Annotated in this window: 18 protein-coding genes; 15 read left to right on the forward strand and 3 right to left on the reverse strand. The window is 70.9% G+C overall.

Annotated elements, in window-relative coordinates; genetic code table 11:
- Positions 1-41: 41 nt before the first annotated feature.
- Entirely contained in the window at positions 42-1,181 is a 1,140-nt protein-coding gene (locus tag ACFYY2_RS25235) for a PucR family transcriptional regulator (protein ID WP_388746651.1), read from the reverse strand.
- A 177-nt stretch (positions 1,182-1,358) separates the two neighbouring features.
- Here ACFYY2_RS25235 and ACFYY2_RS25240 point away from each other — a divergent pair, with 177 nt between their 5' ends.
- Together ACFYY2_RS25240 and pruA are read left to right on the forward strand one after the other, a co-directional pair.
- Positions 1,359-2,285 carry a proline dehydrogenase family protein gene (locus ACFYY2_RS25240; protein ID WP_388746654.1) on the forward strand — a complete coding sequence of 309 codons (927 nt, stop codon included), beginning with the start codon at positions 1,359-1,361 and terminating at the stop codon, positions 2,283-2,285.
- Between the two features lie 91 nt (positions 2,286-2,376).
- Positions 2,377-4,008 (forward strand): L-glutamate gamma-semialdehyde dehydrogenase, encoded by a 1,632-nt coding sequence (gene pruA / locus ACFYY2_RS25245; RefSeq protein ID WP_388746657.1) that lies wholly within the window; start codon positions 2,377-2,379, stop codon positions 4,006-4,008.
- A gap of 106 nt (positions 4,009-4,114) precedes the next feature.
- On the opposite strand, the gene ACFYY2_RS25250 is transcribed toward pruA, so the two are convergent.
- A complete protein-coding gene (locus ACFYY2_RS25250) occupies positions 4,115-6,439 on the reverse strand; it encodes a glycoside hydrolase family 3 N-terminal domain-containing protein (RefSeq protein WP_388747100.1) in 2,325 nt (774 codons plus the stop codon).
- A 135-nt stretch (positions 6,440-6,574) separates the two neighbouring features.
- Between ACFYY2_RS25250 and ACFYY2_RS25255 the strand changes: the two genes are divergently transcribed.
- The 9 genes from ACFYY2_RS25255 to cimA all read left to right on the forward strand — a co-directional run bounded on the left by ACFYY2_RS25255 (position 6,575) and on the right by cimA (position 16,202).
- A complete protein-coding gene (locus ACFYY2_RS25255) occupies positions 6,575-7,174 on the forward strand; it encodes a TetR/AcrR family transcriptional regulator (RefSeq protein ID WP_388746660.1) in 600 nt (199 codons plus the stop codon).
- A gap of 278 nt (positions 7,175-7,452) precedes the next feature.
- Positions 7,453-7,581, forward strand: a complete 129-nt coding sequence (locus tag ACFYY2_RS25260; protein WP_388746663.1) for a hypothetical protein — start codon at positions 7,453-7,455, stop codon at positions 7,579-7,581.
- 105 nt (positions 7,582-7,686) lie between these two features.
- Positions 7,687-8,730, forward strand: a complete 1,044-nt coding sequence (locus ACFYY2_RS25265) for a 3-isopropylmalate dehydrogenase (protein ID WP_388746666.1) — start codon at positions 7,687-7,689, stop codon at positions 8,728-8,730.
- 294 nt (positions 8,731-9,024) lie between these two features.
- Positions 9,025-10,128 carry a branched-chain amino acid aminotransferase gene (locus tag ACFYY2_RS25270; RefSeq protein WP_388746669.1) on the forward strand — a complete coding sequence of 368 codons (1,104 nt, stop codon included), beginning with the start codon at positions 9,025-9,027 and terminating at the stop codon, positions 10,126-10,128.
- Positions 10,129-10,264: 136 nt separating this feature from the next.
- The gene (gene ureA / locus ACFYY2_RS25275; RefSeq protein ID WP_388746671.1) at positions 10,265-10,960 is read left to right on the forward strand and encodes an urease subunit gamma; all 696 of its coding nucleotides are present in this window, start codon (positions 10,265-10,267) and stop codon (positions 10,958-10,960) included.
- Positions 10,960-12,642: an urease subunit alpha gene (locus ACFYY2_RS25280; RefSeq protein ID WP_388746674.1), complete on the forward strand. Its 1,683-nt coding sequence runs from the start codon at positions 10,960-10,962 to the stop codon at positions 12,640-12,642. The genes ureA and ACFYY2_RS25280 overlap by 1 nt, the downstream gene beginning before the upstream one ends.
- Positions 12,643-12,651: 9 nt before the next feature.
- Positions 12,652-13,668 (forward strand): agmatine/peptidylarginine deiminase, encoded by a 1,017-nt coding sequence (locus ACFYY2_RS25285; RefSeq protein WP_388746677.1) that lies wholly within the window; start codon positions 12,652-12,654, stop codon positions 13,666-13,668.
- Positions 13,669-13,671: 3 nt separating this feature from the next.
- On the forward strand, positions 13,672-14,316 hold the full coding sequence (locus ACFYY2_RS25290) for a TetR/AcrR family transcriptional regulator (RefSeq protein WP_388746680.1): 645 nt from the start codon (positions 13,672-13,674) through the stop codon (positions 14,314-14,316).
- A 278-nt stretch (positions 14,317-14,594) separates the two neighbouring features.
- Entirely contained in the window at positions 14,595-16,202 is a 1,608-nt protein-coding gene (gene cimA, locus ACFYY2_RS25295; RefSeq protein WP_388746683.1) for a citramalate synthase, read from the forward strand.
- Between the two features lie 9 nt (positions 16,203-16,211).
- Here cimA and ACFYY2_RS25300 read toward each other — a convergent pair whose 3' ends face one another.
- Positions 16,212-18,083 carry a ricin-type beta-trefoil lectin domain protein gene (locus ACFYY2_RS25300; RefSeq protein WP_388746686.1) on the reverse strand — a complete coding sequence of 624 codons (1,872 nt, stop codon included), beginning with the start codon at positions 18,081-18,083 and terminating at the stop codon, positions 16,212-16,214.
- A 289-nt stretch (positions 18,084-18,372) separates the two neighbouring features.
- Between ACFYY2_RS25300 and ACFYY2_RS25305 the strand changes: the two genes are divergently transcribed.
- The 4 genes from ACFYY2_RS25305 to ACFYY2_RS25320 all read left to right on the forward strand — a co-directional run bounded on the left by ACFYY2_RS25305 (position 18,373) and on the right by ACFYY2_RS25320 (position 23,210).
- Positions 18,373-19,347 (forward strand): LacI family DNA-binding transcriptional regulator, encoded by a 975-nt coding sequence (locus ACFYY2_RS25305; RefSeq protein ID WP_388746689.1) that lies wholly within the window; start codon positions 18,373-18,375, stop codon positions 19,345-19,347.
- A gap of 133 nt (positions 19,348-19,480) precedes the next feature.
- Complete coding sequence (locus ACFYY2_RS25310; RefSeq protein WP_388746692.1) at positions 19,481-21,160, forward strand: ABC transporter substrate-binding protein; 1,680 nt, start codon at positions 19,481-19,483, stop codon at positions 21,158-21,160.
- Between the two features lie 17 nt (positions 21,161-21,177).
- Complete coding sequence (locus ACFYY2_RS25315) at positions 21,178-22,233, forward strand: ABC transporter ATP-binding protein (RefSeq protein WP_388746695.1); 1,056 nt, start codon at positions 21,178-21,180, stop codon at positions 22,231-22,233.
- Entirely contained in the window at positions 22,230-23,210 is a 981-nt protein-coding gene (locus ACFYY2_RS25320) for an ABC transporter permease (RefSeq protein ID WP_388746697.1), read from the forward strand. Before ACFYY2_RS25315 ends, ACFYY2_RS25320 begins: the two co-directional genes overlap by 4 nt.

Here is a 23,210-nt window from a genome sequence, read left to right on the forward strand (position 1 = left end):
AGCCGCCGCCGGGACGTACTCGACGGCCTGAGCCGGCGTGCTCACAGCCGGGCCTGTTTCAGCGCCATGTGCAGCAGCAGCCGGTCCTCCCCGTCGTTGAGGTCCAGGCCGGTGAGCTGCTGGACCCGGGCGAGGCGGTAGTAGAGCGTCTGGCGGTGGACGCCCAGTGCGGTGGCGGTCCGGCTCGCCTGGCCTGCGAGGTCGAGGAACGCCTCTGCGGTGCGGGCCAGTTCGGCGTGCGGCGGGGTCAGCAGGGTGCGGACGGTGGGGTCGGGCCCGGTGTCCCCGGTGCGGGGGAGGGAGGCCAGGAGGCGGTACGGGCCGATGGCCGACCAGTCGGCGACCGGACCGTAGCGGGACTCGGCGGCGGCGGCCCGGGCCGCGGACAGTGCCTCGCGCCAGGAGTCGGCCAGTTCCGCGAGCCCGCGGCGCGGGGCCGCGAGGCCGCCGGTCGCGGCCTGGCCCGCGGCGGCGCGCAGCCGGTCCGCCGCCTTCGCCGCCGGATCGAGGGCGTCGGGGGAGCGCAGCCGCACCAGGGCCGCGAGGGCCTGGGTGCCGGCGCCGGGCACCGAGGCGAGGGCCGCGGCCGACGGCACCGTACGGACGGAGGGCGTCTCGCCGGTCCACGGTGTCACGCACACCACCGTGTGCAGACCGTCCGCGTCCGTCCCCAGCGCGTCGCGCAGCGCCGCGACCGCCATGTCGCGCTGCCAGCCGTGTCCCGCGACGAGCACCGCGCCGAGCTCCCGCGACAGGTCCGCTCCCGCCCGCTCCTCGTCGGCGAGCAGGGCGCCGATCCGCGCCGCCACGTCCATCGCCGCCGCGAGCCGCCCGTCGGACGGCCCCGGATCGGCGTCGAGCAGCCAGACGTAGCCGAGGACGACACCCCGATGGCGTACCGGCAGGCAGATCCGGTCCCGGAAGACCCCGGCCTCGGGGGCGGCCGGAATGCGCACCGGGCCCGTCGCCCGGGTGATGCCGAAGCCCTCGAACCAGGCGCGCACCGCCGGGGTGGACCGGCGCGTCAGGATCGAGCGCGTACGGACGGGGTCCATGGCCGTGTCGTCGTCGCTGTCGTGGGCGCCGAAGGCGACCAGGCCGAAGTCGCGGTTCTCCAGGGTCGCCGGTGCCCCGAGCAGTGCGGAGATCTCGTCGACCAGTTCCTGGTAATCGCCCTTCACCCGGCCATTCTCGCACCTCTTCAGACATATGTCTGAGATCCAGTACACGGATGCGTGACAGGTGTCGATGGCAGGGGCCCGTGGCGGTCCCTAGATTTCACCTTGGTTCTCCGTGCCGTCCCGGTCCGTACACATCGTCGCCGGTTCGGCCTCTTTCGTACTCCGTGGAGGTGCCCCGTGCTGGGTCCCGTGATTCTCGCCGCGTCCCGCAGCGGCAAGATGCGCCGTTTCATCTCAGCCGCACCCGGCACCAAGCAGGTCGTCGACCGGTTCATCGCGGGCGAGACCGTCGACCAGGTCATCGCGGTCGTCCGGGACGCCGCCGGCAAGGGCCTGGAGGTCACGCTCGACGTCGTGGGTGAGGACATCACCACCCCGGAGCAGGCCGCCGCCGCGCGTGACGCCTACCTGGAGCTGATCGGCCGCCTGGAGGAGCTCGGGCTCGGCGTCCGGGCCGAGATGTCCGTCAAGCTGTCGATGTTCGGCCAGTCGCTGGAGGGCGGCCACGAGCTCGCCCTCGCGAACGTCCGCCCCGTCGTCGAGGCCGCCGCCGCGATCGGCACCACGGTCACGCTGGACGCCGAGGACCACACCACGCTCGACTCGATGTTCGCCATTCACACCGAACTGCGCAAGGACTTCCCGCAGACCGGCTGTGTCATCCAGTCGTACCTGTTCCGCACCGAGGCCGACGCCCGCCGTCTGGCGGCCGAGGGCAGCCGGGTCCGACTGGTGAAGGGCGCCTACAAGGAGCCCGCCTCCGTCGCGTACCAGAACAAGCCGGAGATCGACAAGGCGTACGTCCGCATCCTGAGGACACTGATGCTGGGCGACGGCTACCCGATGATCGGCTCGCACGATCCCCGTCTCATCGCCATCGGCCAGGAGCTCGCACGCCAGGCCGGGCGCAAACTGGACGAGTACGAGTTCCAGATGCTGTACGGCATCCGCAGCGACGAGCACGTCCGGCTCGCGGCCGAGGGCCACCGGATGCGCGTCTACACGGCGTACGGCACCGACTGGTACGGATATTTCATGCGCCGCCTCGCGGAGAAGCCGGCCAACCTGCTCTTCTTCGGCCGCTCCGTCCTCACCAAGGGCTGAGCCGGCGACCGGAGCCTGCGGGCCGGACCAACCGAAACCCGGGCTGACCGCCCGGCCGGCCACCCACCTCAACCAAGGAGACAAGGCACTCATGGACGCTGTCACCCAGGTCCCCGCGCCGGTCAACGAGCCGGTCCACTCCTACGCCCCGGGCACCCCGGAGCGCGCCCGTCTGGAGGCGAAGCTCAAGGAGCTCAGCGAGAACCCCATCGACCTGCCGATGACCATCGGCGGTGAGAGGCGCATGGGCGGCGGCGAGCGCGTGGACGTCGTGCAGCCGCACAACCACAAGGCCGTCATCGGCACCTTCGCCGGCGCCACCGAGCAGGACGCCCAGGACGCCGTCGACGCGGCCCTCGCCGCCGCTCCGGCCTGGCGCGCGATGTCCTTCGACGACCGCGCGGCGATCATCCTGCGCGCCGCCGAGCTGCTCTCCGGCCCCTGGCGCGAGACGCTGGCCGCCTCCACGATGCTCGGCCAGGGCAAGACCGCGCAGCAGGCCGAGATCGACTGCCCCTGCGAGCTCGTCGACTTCTGGCGCTTCAACGTGCACTACGCGCGCCAGATCCTCGCCGAGCAGCCCCCGGCGAACTCCCCGGGCGTGTGGAACCGCATGGACCACCGCCCGCTGGAGGGCTTCGTCTACGCGATCACGCCCTTCAACTTCTCGGCCATCGCCGGCAACCTGCCCACCGCCCCCGCGCTCATGGGCAACGTGGTGGTCTGGAAGCCGTCCCCGACGCAGACCCACGCCGCCGTGCTGCTGATGCAGCTCCTGGAGGAGGCCGGGCTGCCCAAGGGCGTCATCAACCTGGTCACGGGCGACGGCATCGCCGTCTCCGACGTGGTGCTGAACCACCGCGACCTGGCGGGCATCCACTTCACCGGCTCGACGCCCACCTTCCAGCACCTGTGGAAGACGGTCGGCAACAACATCGCGAACTACCGCACCTACCCGCGGCTCGTCGGCGAGACCGGCGGCAAGGACTTCGTCGTCGCGCACCCGAGCGCCGACCACGCCGTCCTGAAGACCGCGCTGACCCGTGGCTCGTTCGAGTACCAGGGCCAGAAGTGCTCGGCGTCCTCCCGCGCGTACGTCCCGGCCTCCATCTGGAACTCCGGTTTCAAGGAGGCGTTCACGGCCGAGGTCGACGGCATCACGATGGGTGACGTCACCGACCTGTCGAACTTCATGGGCGCCGTCATCGACGAGCGTGCCTTCGCGAAGAACAAGGCCGCGATCGACCGCGCCGCGGCCGACCCGTCCTGCACGATCGTCGCGGGCGGCACCTACGACGACAGCGTCGGCTACTTCGTGCGGCCGACCGTCATCGTGTGCGACGACCCGGCCAACGAGGTCTTCACCACCGAGTACTTCGGCCCGATCCTCGCCGTGCACGTCTACGAGGACGAGAAGTACGACGCCATGCTGGAGCAGATGGAGTCGGTCTCGGACTACGCGCTGACCGGCGCGGTCATTTCCAACGACCGTGCGGCGGCCGCGTACACGATGGACAAGCTCCGCTACGCGGCGGGCAACTTCTACATCAACGACAAGTCGACCGGTGCCGTCGTCGGCCAGCAGCCCTTCGGCGGCGGCCGGGTCTCGGGCACCAACGACAAGGCGGGCGCCCCGCAGAACCTGCAGCGCTGGACGCTGACCCGCGCCATCAAGGAGACGCTGGTCCCGCCGACCGACTACACCTACCCGCACCAGGGCTGACGGCCCCGGGGGCGCCCACGCGGGCGCCCTCGCACAGAACTCCGCCCCCCGACCGGTTCCCCCGCCGGCCGGGGGGCGGTTTCCATGTCAGGACCCCCGCCGGGCCTCAGCCCTTCACGGTGAAACCGGCCCGCAGGAGGCGCTCGTCGGCAGAGGACGGGCCGACCAGCAGCTCGAAGGCGCCGGGCTCGACGACCCGCCGGCCCGCCGCGTCCACGAGGGTGCACTCGGAGACCGGCAGTTCGAGCACCACCTCGCGGGACTCGCCGGGCGCGAGAGTCACCTGCCGGTAGGTCTTGAGCTCCTTCTCCGCCCAGGTCACGGACGTCACGGTGTCGCTGACGTACACCTGCACCGTCTCCAGGGCCGGTCGCCCGCCGGTGTTGCGGACGGTGACGCGCGCCCGCAGGGTGTCGTTCTCCCCGACACTCGTGGTGAGCATCTCCAGGCCGGAGTACTCCACGTCCGTGTAGCTCAGGCCCTCGCCGAAGACGAACGCCGGACGCTGGGTCAGGTCGGCGTAGCGGGAGCCGTGCTGGCCCCGGATCTGGTTGTAGTACGTCGGCTGCTGGCCCGCGTGCCGGGCGAAGGACAGGGGCAGGCGGCCCGTCGGCTCGACGAGGCCCAGCAGGACCTCGGCCACCGCCCGGCCGCCCTGCATGCCCGGGTTGAAGGCGTGCAGGACCGCGGCCGCACCGAGGGCGGACGGCGGGAGCACCAGCGGCTTGGAGCTGATGACCACGACCACGAGCGGCTTGCCGGTCGCGGCGAGTGCGTCGAGCAGCGCGACCTGGTCGCCGACGAGCTCCAGGGTGGCGGTGGACTTGCCCTCGCCGATCAGCTCGATGCGGTCGCCGACCACGGCGACGACGTAGTCGGCGGCCTCGGCGGCCGCGACCGCCTCACCGATCAGTGCGGCGTCGGGTGCGGCGGGAAGGACGACGTCCGGGCGCGGCTGTCCGTCGGGGAAGAACTGCCCCTCGGGGTCCGCGCCGACATGCAGGATCCTGGCGCCCCGCGCGTACGAGACCGTCCAGTCCGCGGGCACGTGCTCGCGGAAGCCGTCGAGGACGGTACGGATCATGGCGCGCGGCTGGCCGTCGGGAAGCCAGTCCACCTGGCCCGACGAGCCCGCCCAGTCGCCCAGCTGGGTCTGCGCGTCGTCCGCGTTCGGACCGATCACCGCGACCGTGCGGGGGCCGTGGGCCCCGGCGGCGGCCCGTCCGTCGTCACCGGCGGTGAGACCGCCGGCCAGCGGCAGCGTGCCGTCGTTGGTCAGCAGCACCAGCGAGCGCCGGGCCGCCTCCAGATTCAGCGCGGCGTGCGCGGCGCTGCCGATGACCCCGGCCTGGCGGGCGGCGTCGGGGCGGCGCGGGTTCTCGAACAGGCCGAGCTCGAACTTGAGCGTCAGGATGCGGCGTACCGCCGCGTCGATCTCGGCCTCTCCCAGCGTGCCGTTCCCGACCGCCTCCAGGGCGCCCTCGAAGAACCCCTCGGTCGCCATCACCATGTCGTTGCCGGCCCGGACCGCCGCCGCGGCGGCCTGCGCGTAGTCGGCGTACACCTTCTGCTCCCACACCATGCGGCCGACGTTGTCCCAGTCGGTCACCAGCGTCCCGGTGTAGCCCCACTCCTCGCGCAGCACGTCGTTGAGCAGCCAGTCGTTCACCGTGATCGGGACGCCGTCCATGGACTGGTAGCCGAGCATGAACGTCCGGCAGCCCTCCTTGGCGACCCGCTCGAACGGCGGCAGGAACCAGGACCGCAGCTTGCGCCGCGAGATGTCCGCCTCGCTGGCGTCCCGGCCGCCCTGCGTCTCGGAATACCCCGCGAAGTGCTTCGCCGAGGCCAGGACCGCGGTCGGGTCGGCCAGCCCGTCACCCTGGTACCCGCGCACCATCGCCGACGCCAGCTCCCCGATCAGATGGGGGTCCTCGCCGAAGGTCTCGCTGACCCGGCCCCAGCGCAGGTCCCGGGTGATGCAGAGGACCGGTGAGAACGTCCAGTGCACGCCGGTCGCCGCGACCTCCACCGCCGTGGCCCGGGCGATCCGCTCCACCAGCTCCGCGTCCCAGGTGGCCGCCATGCCGAGCTGGACGGGGTAGATCGTGGCGCCCTCCCAGAAGGAGTGCCCGTGGATGCAGTCCTCCGCGACCAGCAGCGGGATGCGCAGCCGGGACCGGTCGGTCAGTTCGGCCGCCTCCAGCACCCGCTCGGGCGAGGTGTGCAGGATCGACCCCACGTGCAGGTCCTCGACGAAGTGCCGCACCCCTTCCTTGGCGTTCAGCTGGAGCATCTGGCCGACCTTCTCGGGCAGCGTCATGCGCCCCAGGAGGTCGGCGACCCGCTCCGCCACGGGGAGTGCGGGATCGAGGTAGGGCAGGGAGGGGGACACGGGGGGTCCTTTCGCGACACGGTTCGCCTTCACCATAGAGTCAATACCGACCACCTGGTAAGTATCTCCGGGAATCGAATCTCCCGGGACCGAATCCCCCGGGGGGTTGAATGGGTATCCGATGCACGCAGTGCCGGGCTGACCGATGCCGGCGGACCGGGAGAGTGGCGAGTGACCGCCGAGACGAGGCGCGGCTACGCGAAGGGCCGTGCGAAGCGGCGCGAGATCCTCGACCAGGCCATGTCCCTGTTCGGGGAGGCCGGTTACCGAGGCGCCTCGCTGCGGGTGATCGCCGCCCGGTGCGGCATCTCGCACACCGGACTGCTGCACCACTTCCCGACCAAGGAGGCACTGCTGCTCGCGGTGCTCGAACGCCGGGACGACGTGGACGACGAGTGGCTCTCGGTCGGCGGCACCACGGGGGTGGACCGGCTGCGCCGGTTCGCCGAGCTGGCCGCGCTGAACGCCAAGCGGCGCGGGATCGTCGAGCTGTTCACGGTGGTCTCGGCCGAGGCGACGGCCGCCGACCATCCCGCGCACACCTACTTCGTGCGCCGCTACGAGAACTCGGTCGCGGGCGCCCGGCTCGCCTACGAACAGGCGGGCCGGGACGGGGCGCTGCGGGAGGGGATCGCCCCCGCCGACGCGGGCCGGCAGCTGATCGCCCTGATGGACGGCCTCCAGGTCCAGTGGCTGCTCAGCGACTTGGGCACGGACATGGCCGGCGTCCTGCGCGCGCACATCCAGGCGCAGCTCACCGTGGATCTCTGAGGGCCCGGGGCGGCTCGCGTAGCACGTCCGGCTCGTGTCGCCGTCTCAGATAGTAGGAAGTCCGAGTATCTGTAGAGACAGACGGCCCCGGGTGTCCTAGCGTTGTGGAAGCCGAACGAATCGCTGATCCAGCGAGGGCGGTCGTGAGCGTGCCCCGAAGCAGGCAACCCCTGCGGCATCCGCTCCCCGCCCCTTCCGGCGCCTCGAAATCCAGATCTCGATATCCCCTCTGAAGTCCTGATCTCGAAATCCACGCGATCTCAAGGAGTCGATCCCCCATGGCCGAGACCACCGCCCGCCGCGTCCGCCACACCCCCCGTCCCGCCGACTCGGACCGCAAGAACGCCGCCGCGGCCCTGCAGCGGGCCCTCGACCGCCGTGACAACGGCGGGTCGACCGGTCACTGAGCACGGCGCGGTCCCGCCCCGTGGTGTCCGCCGCGCGCGGAGTTCCACTGTCCGCATCGTGGACAGCGGATGTCATGGGGTGGGACGGACGGTTATGGTGCCACCATGTCTCGCAGCATCGATCTCGCAGTGATCCCCGGCGACGGTATCGGCCAGGAGGTCGTCACCCAGGGCCTCAAGGTCCTCAACGCCGTTCTCCCGCAGGACGTGAAGCTGGAGACCAAGGAGTACGACCTCGGCGCACAGCGCTGGCACCGCACCGGTGAGACCCTCCCGGACGCGGAGCTGGAGTCCCTCAAGGGCCACGACGCCATCCTGCTCGGCGCCATCGGGGACCCGTCCGTGCCGTCGGGCGTGCTGGAGCGCGGGCTGCTGCTGAAGCTGCGCTTCGCCTTCGACCACTTCATCAACCTGAGGCCGTCGAAGCTCTTCCCGAACACCGCCACGCCGCTGGCCGGCCGGCCGGAGATCGACTTCATCGTCGTCCGTGAGGGCACCGAGGGCCCGTACACGGGCAACGGCGGTTCGCTGCGGACCGGCACGGAGCACGAGATCGCCACCGAGGTCAGCGTCAACACGGCCCACGGCGTCGAGCGTGTCGTGCGGGACGCCTTCGCGCGCGCCGCCGCCCGCCCGCGCAGGAAGCTGACGCTCGTCCACAAGAACAACGTCCTCGTGTACGCCGGCCACCTGTGGAAGAACACCTTCGACAAGGTCGCGGCCGAGTATCCCGAGGTCACCACCGACTACCTGCACGTCGACGCGGCGACGATCTTCTTCGTCACCCAGCCGGAGCGCTTCGACGTCATCGTCACCGACAACCTCTTCGGTGACATCCTCACCGACCTGGCCGCGGCCGTGACCGGCGGCATCGGCCTGGCCGCGTCCGGCAACATCAACCCGACGGGTGCCTTCCCGTCCATGTTCGAGCCGGTCCACGGCACCGCGCCGGACATCGCGGGCCAGGGCAAGGCCGACCCCACCGCCACGGTCCTCTCCGTCGCCCTCCTGCTGCGCCACCTCGGTTACGAGGCCGAGGCCGTGCGCATCGAGGAGGCCGTCTCCGCCGACCTCGCGGAGCGTGACGGACGGAGCGCCCGCACCACCGACGAGATCGGTGACGCGCTCGCGGTACGAGTAGCGAGCTGACCCGACGACTCCACTTCGAAGCCGCCGGGTCGCAACCGCACCCGGCGGCTTCACCTCGCGGTCTCCGGGTGCCACCATCGACCCCTGGACCGCGTTTTCCGCGTGCCCGCACACGCCGTACCGAGCCCCGTACCGAACGCGTCATTTCGTGCAGAGCCGCCCCCGGGAGATAATCGAACGCGGGACCGCGGCTCGCGGTGGAGCTCGGACGTCCTGTGAACCTCCCGGCAGTGGCCGGGAGGGCGGGCGTGGGCGCGGTCCATCACACACAAGACCGGTGAAGGACACGCACTCATGACGACGCCCACGATCGAGCTCAAGCCCTCCTCGAATCCGCTGTCCGACGCGGAGCGCGAGGCGATCCTGGTCAGCCCCGGTTTCGGCCGCTACTTCACCGATCACATGGTGACGATCAGCTGGACCGAGGGCCGCGGCTGGCACGACGCCCAGCTCGTGCCGTACGGACCGCTCTCGATCGACCCGGCCAACATGACCCTGCACTACGCGCAGGAGATCTTCGAGGGGCTCAAGGCCTACCGGCAGCCCGACGGCTCGGTCGCCACCTTCCGCCCGGAGTCCAACGCCGCGCGCTTCCAGCGCTCCGCAGCCCGGCTGGCGATGCCCGAGCTGCCCGTCGAGACGTTCATCGAGGCCTGCGACGCCCTGGTGAAGCAGGACGAGGCGTGGGTGCCCGGGCACGGCGGTGAGGAGTCCCTCTACCTGCGCCCGTTCATGATCGCCTCCGAGGTCGGCCTGGGCGTGCGGCCCGCCAACCAGTACCTCTTCCTCGTCATCGCCTCTCCCGCCGGCGCGTACTTCCCCGGTGGTGTGAAGCCGGTCTCCATCTGGCTCTCCCAGGACCGGGTGCGCGCCGTCCCCGGCGGCATGGGCGACGCCAAGACCGGCGGCAACTACGCCGCCTCCCTCCTCGCGCAGGCCGAGGCCGCGGCGCAGGGCTGCGACCAGGTCGCCTACCTCGACGCCGTCGAGCACAAGTGGGTGGAGGAGCTGGGCGGCATGAACCTCTACTTCGTGTACGAGCAGGCGGACGGCGGCAAGCGGATCGTCACCCCCTCCCTGACCGGCTCGCTGCTCGCGGGCGTCACCCGTGACTCCCTCCTCACCGTCGCCGAGGACCTCGGCTACACCTCCGAGGAGGGCCGCGTGTCCATCGACCAGTGGCGCGACGACACCGCCGACGGCACCCTCACCGAGGTCTTCGCCTGCGGCACCGCCGCCGTCATCACCCCCGTCGGCACCGTGAAGTCGGCCGACGGCGAGTGGACGCAGGGCGACGGCACGCCCGGCGAGGTCACCGTCAAGCTGCGTGAGCGCCTGCTGGACATCCAGCGCGGCATCGCCGAGGACACCCACGGCTGGATGCACCGCCTCGGCTGATCCCCGAGTCCCGCCGCACGAAGGCCGCGCCCCACCGGGGCGCGGCCTTCGCCGTATCCGTGCTCGGAACGGCGCGAGTTTTGAGTGCCGCTCAAAACCTGGTTAGAGTGGCGCTCCAACCAGGAGGTGCGGTGACGTGCGACTGAACCCGACCGAACGCGACCGGCTGCTGCTCTTCGGCGCCGCCGAGCTTGCCCGGGCCCGGCGTGCCCGCGGCCTCAGGCTCAACGTCCCCGAGGCGACCGCCCTGATCGCCGACACCGTCTGCGAGGCGGCCCGGGACGGGCGCAGGCTGGCCGAGGCCGTGGAGGCGGGCCGGACCGTGCTGGGGCCCGGTGACGTGCTGCCCGGCGTGGCCGAGATCGTCACCGAGGTCCAGGTGGAGGCCGTATTCGACGACGGCTCCCGGCTCGCCGTCGTCAGCCTGCCGCTCGGTGACGGCACGCTCGGTGCCGACGCCCCCGGAGCGCTCGTCCCCGGCCCCGCGGCGCCCGAGCGCGAGCCGGCCGTGCGGCTGGCCGTCCGCAACACCGCGACCGTGCCGGTCAGCGTGACGTCGCACTTCCACTTCTTCGAGGTCAACCCCCGGCTGCGCTTCGACCGGGCCGCGGCGTACGGGATGCGGCTGTGCGTGCCGGCCGGCTCCTCCGTCCGCTTCGGTCCGGGGCAGTCCGTGCGGGTGGGCCTCGTGCCCATCGGCGGGGACCGGGTCGCCATCGGGTTCGCCGGTCTCGTGGACGGACCGCTGGACGCGCCGGGCGCGAAGGAGGAGGCGCTGCGCAGGGCGGCGGCCTGCGGGTACCTCGGGGCGGGGGAGGGGGAGGGGGAGTGATGGATCCGTACGAGTACGCCTCCGTGCACGGGCCGCGCGCCGGGGACCGGGTCGCGCTCGGCGACTCGGGCCTGACCGTCCGCGTCGGGTCCGACTCCCAGAAACCGGGGGACGAGTTCCTCGCAGGTTTCGGGAAGACCGCCCGTGACGGCCTGCACCTCAGGGCCGCGGCCGTGCGGGACACCTGCGACGTCGTCATCAGCAACGTCCTTGTCATCGACGCGGTCCTCGGCATCAGGAAGGTGTCCGTCGGCATCCGGGAGGGCCGCGTCTCCGCGGTCGGACGGGCCGGGAACCCGGACACCCTCGACGGTGTCGACGTGGTCGTCGGCACGGGCACCACCATCGTGTCCGGCGAGGGCCTCATCGCGACGGCGGGCGCCGTGGACCCGCACGTCCACCTGCTCTCCCCGCGCATCATGGAGGCCTCGCTCGCCTCCGGGGTCACCACGATCATCGGCCAGGAGTTCGGCCCGGTCTGGGGCGTCGGCGTCAACTCCCCCTGGGCGCTGCGCCACGCCTTCAACGCCTTCGACGCCTGGCCGGTCAACATAGGCTTCCTCGCCCGCGGTTCCTCGTCCCACGAGGCGCCGCTGACCGAGGCGCTGGCCGAGGGCGGTGCCTGCGGGTTCAAGGTCCACGAGGACATGGGCGCCCACACCCGGGCCCTGGACACCGCGCTGCGGGTCGCCGAGGACCACGACGTCCAGGTCGCGCTGCACAGCGACGGGCTGAACGAATGCCTGTCCGTGGAGGACACCCTCGCCGTGCTGGAGGGCCGCACGATCCACGCCTTCCACATCGAGGGCTGCGGCGGCGGCCACGTGCCCAACGTCCTGAAGATGGCCGGCGTCCCCCACGTCATCGGATCGTCCACCAACCCGACGCTCCCCTTCGGCCGCGACGCGGTCGCCGAGCACTACGGGATGATCGTCTCCGTCCACGACCTCAAGACCGACCTCCCCGGGGACGCCGCCATGGCCCGCGACCGCATCCGGGCCGGGACGATGGGCGCCGAGGACGTGCTGCACGACCTGGGGGCCATCGGGATCACCTCCTCCGACGCGCAGGGCATGGGACGGGCCGGTGAGACGGTGCGCCGCACCTTCGCCATGGCCGCGAAGATGAAGGCCGAGCTCGGCCCGATGGAGGGCGACGGGCCCGGCGACGACAACGCGCGGGTGCTGCGCTACATCGCCAAGCTCACGATCAACCCCGCCATCGCGCACGGCATCGCGCACGAGGTCGGCTCCATCGAGCCGGGCAAGCTCGCCGACATCGTCCTGTGGCGCCCGGAGTTCTTCGGCGCGAAGCCGCAGCTGGTCCTGAAGTCCGGCTTCCCCGCGTACGGGGTCACCGGCGACCCCAACGCGGCCACCGACACCTGCGAACCCCTGGTCCTGGGGCCGCAGTTCGGGGCGTACGGGGCGACGGCCGCCGATCTCTCCGTCGCCTTCGTCGCCGGGGCCGCCACCCAGCTCGGTGCCGACCGGATGCCCACCCGGCGCCGCAGGGTCGCTGTGCGGGGCACGCGCGGCATCGGGCCCGCGGACCTGCTCCTCAACTCCCGTACCGGCACCGTCGACGTGGACGGCGACAGCGGACTCGTCACCCTCGACGGGGACCCGCTGCACTCGCCCGCCGCCGAGTCGGTCCCCCTCAACCGCCTCTACTTCCTCTGAGGACCCGCCATGACCTACCGCATGCCGCCCGAGTGGGCCCCGCACGAGCGCACCTGGATGGCCTGGCCCGGCCCCAACCCGACCTTCGCCACCGGTGCCGAACTCGGCCGGGCGCGCGCCGCATGGGCCGCCGTCGCCCGCACCGTACGCCGCTTCGAGCCCGTCACCGTCGTCGTCGGACCCGGACAGGAGGAGGGCGCGCGCGAACTCCTCGGCCCGGACGTCGAGATCACCGTCCGGCCCCTCGACGACGCCTGGATGCGGGACATCGGGCCGACCTTCGTCACCGACGGCAGCCGGCTGGCCGCGGTGGACTGGACGTTCAACGGCTGGGGCGCCCAGGGCTGGGCCAGATGGGAGCACGACCGGCACATCGCGCGCGGCGTCGCGGAACTGGCCGGCGTGCCCGTGCACGACTCGCCGCTCGTCAACGAGGGCGGCGCGATCCACGTCGACGGCGAGGGCACGGTGCTGCTCACGGAAACCGTCCAGCTGGGGAAGGAGCGCAACCCCGGCTGGTCCCGGCAGGCCGTCGAGGACGAGGTCCACGCCCGCCTCGGCACCGAGAAGGCCATCTGGCTGCCGCGCGGTCTGACCGGCGACTACGGCACCTACGGCACGCTCGGCCACGTCGACATCGTCGCCGCCTTCGCCCGCCCCGGCGTCGTCGTCGCCCACGTCCAGCCCGATCCCTCCCACCCGGACCACGAGGTCACCCGGGAGACGACCGCGATCCTGCGTGCCGCCACCGACGCGCGCGGCCGCTCCCTCGACGTGGTCGAGATCGCCGCGCCCACGGCGTTGCGCGACGAGGACGGCGGGTGGGCCGACTACTCCTACATCAACCACTACCTCTGCAACGGGGCGGTGATCCTCTGCTCCTTCGACGACCCGAGGGACGAGGCGGCGGCCGCCGCTTTCCGCGACCTGTTCCCGGACCGTGCGGTGACACCCGTCGACGCCCGTACGATCTTCGCGAGCGGTGGAGGCATCCACTGCATCACCCAGCAACAGCCCAGGATCTGACACGTGACCCCTGCATCCCGCCGCCGCAACATCGCCCCGCCGAGGGAGGACGTGCTCGCCGCCGTCATGGCCACCGTCGCCCAGCGGGGGCTCGACGGGCTCACGATGGCCGGGCTCGGCCGCGAGGTCGGGATGAGCAGCGGCCACCTCCTCTACTACTTCCGCACCAAGGACGAGCTGCTGCTCCGCACCCTGGAGTGGAGCGAGGCCCGGCTCGGCGCCGAACGCCGGACCCTGCTCGCCGGCCCGGGCACCGCCCGCGAGCGGCTCGACGCCTACATCGCGCTGTACGTCCCCGACGGGCACCGCGACCCGCACTGGGCGCTGTGGCTGGAGGTCTGGAACCGCTCGCAGGACGCCGACGACGACGCCCGCGCCCGGCAGGCCGCCATCGAGGACGCCTGGCACCGCGATCTGGTGGAGCTGCTGGCCGAGGGCATCGGCCGCGGCGAGTTCCGGGCCGTGGACACCGGCGGCGCCGCGACGCGCCTGAGGGCCCTGATGGACGGTTTCAGCGTCCATGTCACGGTCGGCATCCCCGGCACGGGGCGGGAGCAGGTGCTGAGCCAGATGCGCGGCTATGTGGACGAGACCCTTCTGCTCCGGGGCGGGACCCCGCCCGCGACGGACGTCACGCCCGCATCCTGAGACGGCCCGGGACCGCGGGGCCGCGCTGTGCCAGACTGCGTGCGTGTCCTCGTTCGCCATGATTATCGGCAGCAGGCGCGCCGGTCCGCAGTGACCGTCCCGTACCACCACGTACGGAACGGACATCGTGCCCCAGACCCGCGCGCAGACCTCTCGCACCCGCGAGGGGTTTTTTCGTTTTCCGGCCCACACCACGGCCGGAACGAGGCACGCGAGAGGATGGGGGCAAGTGGAGCCGATTCGTCCGGATCCGCCCACCCGACAGGAGTCAGACCAGCATGACCACCAAGGCAACGGCCCCCGATGACACGTTCCACGTCTTCGACACCACGCTGCGCGACGGTGCGCAGCGTGAAGGCATCAACCTGACGGTCGCCGACAAGCTGACCATCGCGCGGCACCTGGACGACTTCGGTGTGGGCTTCATCGAGGGCGGCTGGCCCGGCGCCAACCCGCGGGACACGGAGTTCTTCGCCCGCGCCCGGCAGGAGATCGACTTCAAGAACGCCGAGCTCGTCGCGTTCGGCGCCACCCGCAGGGCGGGGGGAAACGCGGCCGAGGACCCGCAGGTCCGGGCGCTCCTGGAATCGGGCGCCCCGGTGATCACGCTCGTCGCCAAGTCGCACGACCGGCATGTGGAACTGGCCCTGCGCACCACGCTCGACGAGAACCTGGAGATGGTCCGCGACACCGTCGCCCACCTGCGCGAGCAGGGCCGCCGCGTCTTCGTCGACTGCGAGCACTTCTTCGACGGCTACCGTGCGAACCCCGAGTACGCCAAGGCGGTCGTGCGCACCGCCTCGGAGGCGGGCGCCGACGTGGTCATCCTCTGCGACACCAACGGCGGCATGCTCCCCGCCCAGGTCCAGGCCGTCGTCTCCACCGTCCTCGCGGACACCGGCGCCCGGATCGGCATCCACGCCCAGGACGACACCGGCTGCGCCGTCGCCAACACGCTGGCCGCCGTGGACGCGGGCGCCACCCACGTGCAGTGCACCGCGAACGGATACGGCGAGCGCGTCGGCAACGCGAACCTCTTCCCCGTCGTCGCCGCGCTGGAGCTCAAGTACGGCAAGACCGTCCTGCCCGAGGGCGCGCTCGCCGACATGACCCGCGTCTCCCACGCCATCGCCGAGGTCGTGAACCTGACGCCGTCCACCCACCAGCCGTACGTGGGAGTCTCCGCCTTCGCCCACAAGGCCGGACTCCACGCCTCCGCGATCAAGGTCGACCCGGACCTCTACCAGCACATCGACCCCGAGCGCGTCGGCAACACCATGCGCATGCTGGTCTCCGACATGGCGGGCCGCGCCTCCGTCGAGCTCAAGGGCAAGGAACTCGGCATCGACCTGGGGGACGACCGCGAGCTCGTCGGCCGCGTCGTCGCCCGGGTCAAGGAGCGCGAGCTGAAGGGCTACACCTACGAGGCGGCCGACGCCTCCTTCGAACTCCTGCTGCGCGCCGAGGTGGACGGCAGGCCCCGCCGCTACTTCCGCGTCGAGTCCTGGCGGGCGATCGTCGAGGACCGCCCCGACGGCACCCACGCCAACGAGGCGACCGTGAAGCTCTGGGCCAAGGGCGAGCGGATCGTCGCCACCGCCGAGGGCAACGGTCCGGTCAACGCCCTGGACCGGGCACTGCGCGTCGGCCTGGAGCGGATCTACCCGCAGCTGGCCAAGCTGGAGCTCGTCGACTACAAGGTCCGCATCCTGGAAGGCCGCACAGGCACCGAATCCACCACCCGGGTGCTGATCACCACGGGTGACGGAACCGGTGACTGGGCGACGGTCGGCGTGGCCGAGAACGTCATCGCCGCGTCGTGGCAGGCCCTGGAGGACGCGTACACCTACGGCCTGCTGCGCGCCGGCATCGAGCCCACCGACTGACGGGTCCTCCTACTGGAGCCGCCACTTCTGGTTGGCGGCTCCGGTGCAGGTCCAGATCTGGACGCGCGCGCCGTTCGCCGACGACCGGTCCACGACGTCCAGGCACTTGCCCGAGGCCGTGTTGACCACGTCCCCGGTCGAGGCGTCGTACGCCCACTGCTGCGCACCCGAGCCGTTGCACGTGTACAGCTGGACCTTCGCCCCGTCGGCCGTGGAGCCCGAGGTGACGTCCAGGCAGGCGCCGAGCACCTTCACGGAGCGGTCGCCGGAGACCGTCCACCGCTGGTTGGCGGCGCCGGTGCAGTCCCAGATCTGGACCGGGGTGCCGTCCGCGCCGCTGTTGCCGGTGGCGTCGAGGCACTTGCCGGCGATGCCCGTGAGCGCACCGCCCCCGCCGCCCGGGGTGCCCGACTGGGTGCCCGACCAGGTGAAGGTCGCCGACGTGCGGCCCGGCAGCGCGTAGGTGAACTTCTGCCCACCCCAGTTGACGGTGACCTGCTGCGCCGACGCCGAGCCGTTGTACGCGATCAGGGCCTTGGAACCGTCCGGGTTGCGCCACGCCACGTTGGGCACCGCCGAACTGCCCGTCGACGCGATCCGGGCGGCGCCGGGCCGTACGTACTTCGTCAGGTGCCCCATCGTGTAGTACTCGATCGTGTAATCCACCTGGCCGTGCCTGCCGTCGCCGTTGTGCACGGTGACCAGCCCGTCGCAGGTGCCGCAGCCGCCGTTGTGCGGGCCGCGGTTCTGGTCGACGGCGAGCGACCACTTGGTGACCGACTTCGCCCAGTTCCGGGTGTAGTCGATGATGTTGAGCATGTCCTCGCGCTGCTGGTCGGCGATCCACGTGCCGCCCGAGTGCTCGGTCTGGAAGGCGTCCAGCTGCGGGTACTGGTTGTGGACGGCCGTCTGCTTGGCGATGTCGCCGCCGTAGCCGTGCCAGGCCACCCCGCCGAAGTTCGGGTGGTCGCGCACGGCCGCGTCGTCGACGGTGGGGGCGGCGTACGCGTCGTAGCTGTCCCAGTTCCAGTCGTGCGCCAGCACCTTGGTGGCCAGACCCGCCGACCGGAGCTTCGGCAGCAGCTCGTTCTTGGTGAAGTAGGCGAGACCCGAGCCGTTCCAGCTCATCGACGGGTAGCCGGAGCAGCAGGTCGGCTCGTTCTGCGCGGTGACGTAGTCGACCGGGACGCCCTGGTCCTTCCACGCCTGGAGGTACTTCACGAAGTAGTCCGCGTAGGTGCCGTAGTTCTCGGACTTCAGCCAGCCGCCGTTGAGCTGCCCGTTGTCCTTCATCCAGGCGGGGGCCGTCCACGGCGAGGCGACTGTCGTGAGAGCCGGGTTCAGCTGCTCGGCCTGCTTTGTGAGCGGCAGGACGTCCTGCAGATCGTGTGCGATCGAGAACCTGGTGAGACCGGGGTCGGTCTGCCCGGCCGGCACGTCGTCGTAGGTGTAACCGAAACGCGCGAGGTCCGATCCGCCCATCGGGTTGCGTACGAAGGACAGTCCGATGCCCTCCGTCGGCGAGAAGAGCTTCTTCATCGTCGCGTCGCGGGTCGCCTGGCTCAGCGCCCCGCTGCCCTTCATCAGCCAGGCCGCGGTGTCCGTGAACGAGGCGCCGCCGCCGGTGAACGTCTGATAGCGGGTGTTCTCGTCGACGGTGATGTTCGTGCCCTGGCCGCCGTTGCCGTCGCCGAACGTCACCGGGGTCTGCTGCTGGAGGCCGCGCGTGACGTGGCGGCCGCCGGAGTCGTCCGTCGTGGTCAGCACGATGTTCACGGTCTCGCCTGCGGCCTGGGCGGTGCCGGAGGAGAGCCCGGTGAGGCCCGCGGTCGCGAGCGCCGTCGCGACGAGGACTCTCGCCGCTCTGCTTGTCCGAATCATGGCTGCTGCCTTTCTCGGCAGGGGCGTGGGGGAAATGCCGTCGAACGAGCCGTGAGTGAACTGCTCTTGCGTGTCCGCGTCAAGAGGTTCGTTCGTTCAACAAGTGAACAAGTGCTCTGCCGGAACTGCTTCGATCATCGGTACGGACCAATCTCGGTGTGAAGTATTGACGCCTCTGTTTGGGCGGGGTTAACTCCAGCCGCAACGCCGGTACCGGTTCCGGGACCGGTTGCGGAACCGGTACCGAAATCCGCCCGCCCCCTGTCCTGCCTTGTCCCTGGAGGCTCCGTTGCGCGTCACCATCGCCGATGTCGCCCGCGAGGCCGGCGTCAGCAAGACGACCGTGTCGCGGGTCATCAACTTCAAGGGCGAAGTGGACGGTTCGACGGCCGCCCGTGTTCGTGAAGTGATCGCGGACCTCGGCTACGTACCCAGCTCCGGCGCCGTCGGGCTGGCGCGCGGCCGCAGCCGCACGGTCGGGCTCCTGGTTCCCTCGTTCACCTGGCCGTGGATGGGTGAGGTGCTCCAGGGGATCGTCGACACGGTCGAGGCCGCCGACTACGGGCTGCTGCTCTTCACGTGCACCCGGGGAGCGGAGTCCGTCAAGCGCTTCACCACCCAGGTGTCGGCGCGCGCCTTCGACGGACTCGTCGTCGTCGAACCGGAGAACACGCTCGACCAGCTCACCGAACTCCACCGCTCCGGCCTGCCGATCGTCCTGATCGACGACCGGGGCCACCACCCCGAATTCCCCTCCGTCGTGACCACCAACCACGAGGGGGGCGCGTCCGCCGCCCGTCATCTGCGGGCCGCCGGCCGCACCAGACCCCTGGTGGTCACCGGCCCTAGGCACTTCGGCTGCGTGAACGACCGGCTCGCGGGCTTCCGTTCGGTCCTGCCCGCCGAACTGGTCGTCGACGGCGACTTCACCGAGCGGCGCGGCCGTCTCGCGGTGGAGGAACTCCTCGCCTCCGGTGCGGACTTCGACTCGGTCTTCGCCCTGAACGACATCAGCGCGGCGGGCGTCCTGCGGGCTCTGCGCGCCGCCGGCCGCCGCGTGCCCGAGGACGTCGCGGTGGTCGGCTTCGACGACATCCCGATGGCCGAGCACACCGAACCGCCGCTGACCACCGTGCGCCAGCCCACCCGGCGGATGGGCGAGGCCGCGGCCCGTCTGCTGCTCTCCCACCTCGGCGGCACCGCCGTACCGGACGGACCGGTCGTGCTGCCCACCGAACTGGTCGTGCGCCACTCGGCGCCGTAGAGGTCCCGGCGCCGCCGGTCACCCGCCCGCATCCCCGATCCCGCCGCACCGGCACCCGCACCACCCGCATCCGGCGCGTCGCGCGCTGACCACCTCGCAGGGCCCCCGGTCCCGCAGTCCCTCTGGAGTAGCCATGTCCGTACGCCGTCGTCACACTCTGAGAGCGCTCTCAGTCGCCACCGCCGTGGTCGCGCTCGCCGCGGGCTGCTCGTCCGCCAACTCGGGCGCCGACAAGGGGGGCGGCGCCGGCGCCTCCGGCGTGCTGAACATCGGGAAGCCCGACGGGCCGCAGACGAACAACAGCAACCCGTTCCTCGCCACCTCCGCGAGCGCCACGCTCGGCTACCGGTACATGATCTACGAGCCGCTGGCGATGACCAACATGATCCGCCCCACCGACAAGGCGGACCCCTGGCTCGCGACCGCGTGGGACTGGGAGTCGAACTTCACCAAGCTCACCTTCACGCTCGACAAGCGCGCGAAGTGGGCCGACGGCAAGCCGCTCACCGCGGCCGACGTCGCCTTCACCTTCGAACTGCTCAAGAAGCACCCGGCGCTCAACGGCAACGGCATCCCCTACGACGGTGTCGCGGTCGAGGGCGAGAAGGTCGTCCTGACCTTCAAGGACTCGCAGTTCGTCAACCAGAACAAGATCATATCGACCTATGTCGTGCCCAAGCACATCTGGGAGAAGGTCGAGAACCCGGAGACCTGGCCCAACCGCACCCCGGTCGGCTCCGGCCCGTACAAGCTGAAGACCTTCACCCCGCAGACCACCACCCTGACCGCCACGCCCGCCTACTGGAAGGGCACGACCAAGGTCAGGGAGTTGCGCTACAGCACCTACAACGACAACAGCGCCGCCACCACGGCCCTGGCCAACGGCAAGCTCGAGTGGTCGTTCGTCTTCATGCCGAACTACAAGCAGCTCTACGTCGCCAAGGACCAGAAGAACCACAAGCTCTGGTTCCCCTCGGGACTCGGCATCCACGGCCTGTGGTTCAACACCGCCCGCAAGCCCTTCGACAACCCGGCGCTGCGCAAGGCGATGGCCATGGTCGTCGACCGCAACGCGATCCACGTGCAGGCGCAGGCGACCCTCTACCCGGAGATCACCAACCCGACCGGCATCCCCCTGCCCGCCGGGGACCCGTTCCTCGCACCGGAGTACAAGAACGCCACCACGAAGCCCGACGTGGACGGCGCCAAGGCGCTGCTCATGGACGCGGGCTTCAAGCTCAGCGGCGGCGTCCTGAAGGACCCGAGCGGCAAGCCCGTGAAGCTGACCTTCACCGACCCGGCCGGCTGGAACGACTACATCACCGGGCTCTCCATCATCAAGGACAGCATCAAGCAGCTGGGCATCGAGGCCAAGGTCAAGACCCAGACCGCCGAGGCCTGGACGAACGACGTCGCCGTCGGCAACTTCGACGCCACCCTGCACTGGACCAACAGCGGCGCCACCCCGTACGACATGTACCAGAACATCATGGACGGGGCGATCCTCCAGCCCATCGGCAAGGCCTCCCAGCTCGGCAACTTCGGCCGCTTCAAGAGCCCCGAGGGCACCGCCGCGCTGAAGGAGTACGCCAACGCCACGGACGACGCCACGCGCACCAAGGCCATGAACTCCCTCCAGAAGATCATGGTCGAGCAGGCGCCCGTCATCCCGACGGCCGCGGCCCCCATCGGTGCCGAGTACTCCACGAAGAACTGGACGGGCTGGCCGGCCGAGGAGAACCCCTACGCAGCCCCGCAGCACACCCAGCAGGACGCGCTGGAAGTCGTGCTGAACCTGAAGCCCGCCAAGTAACACGGGAAGAACCGGCCATGACCACCGAACAGTCCGAACACGTGCGCACCGCGGCCGACGTGGTGCTCGAAGCACGCGGAGTCACCAAGCACTTCCCCGTACGGCGCACCGGCAAGGACCTCCTCGCCCGCAGCCGCCGTACCGTCCACGCCGTCGACGACGTCTCGCTGAAGCTCCGGCGCGGCACCGTCACGGCTCTGGTGGGGGAGTCCGGCTCGGGCAAATCCACCGTTGCGCGGCTGCTCGCCCAGCTGTACCCGCTCACCGCGGGCGAGATCGAGCTGGGCGGCACGGCGGTGAAGGCCGGACGTGGCCGGTCCTTCCGCAGATACGTCAAGCAGGTCCAGCTGATCTTCCAGGACCCCTTCGCCTCGCTCAACCCGGTGCACACCGTGCGCTACCACCTGACCCGCGCCCTGAGGATCCACGGCCGGGCGGGGGAGGGGGAGGCGGAACTGGAGACCGGCCTGGCGGCTCTGCTGGAACGCGTCCAGCTGACTCCTCCTCATCAGTACCTGGACAAGTTCCCGCACGAGCTGTCGGGAGGGCAGCGCCAGCGCGTCGCGATCGCGCGCGCGCTCGGCGCCGACCCCCAGGTCCTTCTCGCGGACGAGCCGGTGTCGATGCTGGACGTGTCGATCCGGCTCGGGGTCCTCAACCTGCTCCGCGACCTCAAGGAGCGCCTGCACCTGGCGATCCTCTACATCACCCACGACATCGCGTCCGCCCGCTACTTCGCGGACACGACCCTCGTGATGTACGCCGGCCGGATCGTCGAGGGCGGTGACAGCGAGACCGTCACCCAGCACCCCGCACACCCCTACACCCAGCTGCTCATCGCCTCCGCGCCGGACCCCGACCGGGTGGCGGACGCCGAGGCGCAGGAAGAGGCCGGGAGCGGCGAGCCGCCCTCCCTGATCGCCCCGCCGGCCGGCTGCCGATTCCACCCCCGGTGCCCGAAGGCCATGGAGCGCTGCCGCACCGAGCTGCCGCCGCGCTTCGACCTGGCGGACGGCCAGTGGGCCGCCTGCTGGCTGTACGACGACACCACCGCCGAGGGAGCGGCCAAGTGAAATACGTACTCCAGCGGTTCGCCTTCTACGCGGTCACGGCCTGGGCCGCGATCACCATCAACTTCCTGATCCCGCGCATGATGCCGGGCGGCCCCGTCGACGCCCTGATGAGCCGCTACCAGGGGCAGCTCGACACCAGCGCCATCGCCTCGCTGAAGGCGCTGTTCGGACTCGACGAGAACCAGTCCCTCTGGTCGCAGTACACCGACTACTGGTCACACCTCCTCGACGGCGACCTCGGGCTCTCCTTCACCTTCTTCCCGACCCCGGTCGGCGAGGTGATCTCCCAGTCGCTGCCCTGGACGCTCGCCCTGGTGGGCATCACCACCCTGATCAGCTTCCTGCTCGGCACCGGCATCGGCGTCTACAGCGGCTGGCGGCGCGGCTCCTGGCTGGACGGGCTGCTGCCCGTGACCACCTTCATCTCGGCCATCCCGTACTTCTGGCTCGGTCTCATCGCCATCGCGGTGTTCGCGGTGAAGTGGCAGATCTTCCCGGCCGCCGGCGGGTACGACAACTCCCTGGTTCCGGCCTTCGACTGGCCGTTCGTCTCCAGCGCGCTCTACCACGGGGTGCTTCCCGGCGTGACGATCGTCCTGAGCGCCGTCGCCGGGTGGATCCTCGGCATGCGCAACATGATGGTGACGGTCTCCTCGGAGGACTACGTCATGGTCGCGCAGGCCAAGGGGCTCTCCGAGCGGCGGGTGATGTTCTCCTACGCCGCGCGCAACGCCGTACTGCCCAACATCTCGGGCTTCGCCCTCTCGCTGGGCTTCATCGTCGGCGGCACCCTGCTGGTCGAGATGGTCTTCTCCTACCCCGGCATCGGCTACCAGCTCTTCCAGGCCGTCGGGGCCAAGGACTACCCGCTCATGCAGGGCGTCTTCCTGATCATCACGCTCTCGGTGCTCGCCGCGAACCTGCTGGCCGACATGGCCTACGCCCTCCTCGATCCCCGCACTCGTAAGGAGGCATGA

It is taken from the genome of Streptomyces sp. NPDC001822, assembly GCF_042892135.1.
Lineage (GTDB): Bacteria > Actinomycetota > Actinomycetes > Streptomycetales > Streptomycetaceae > Streptomyces.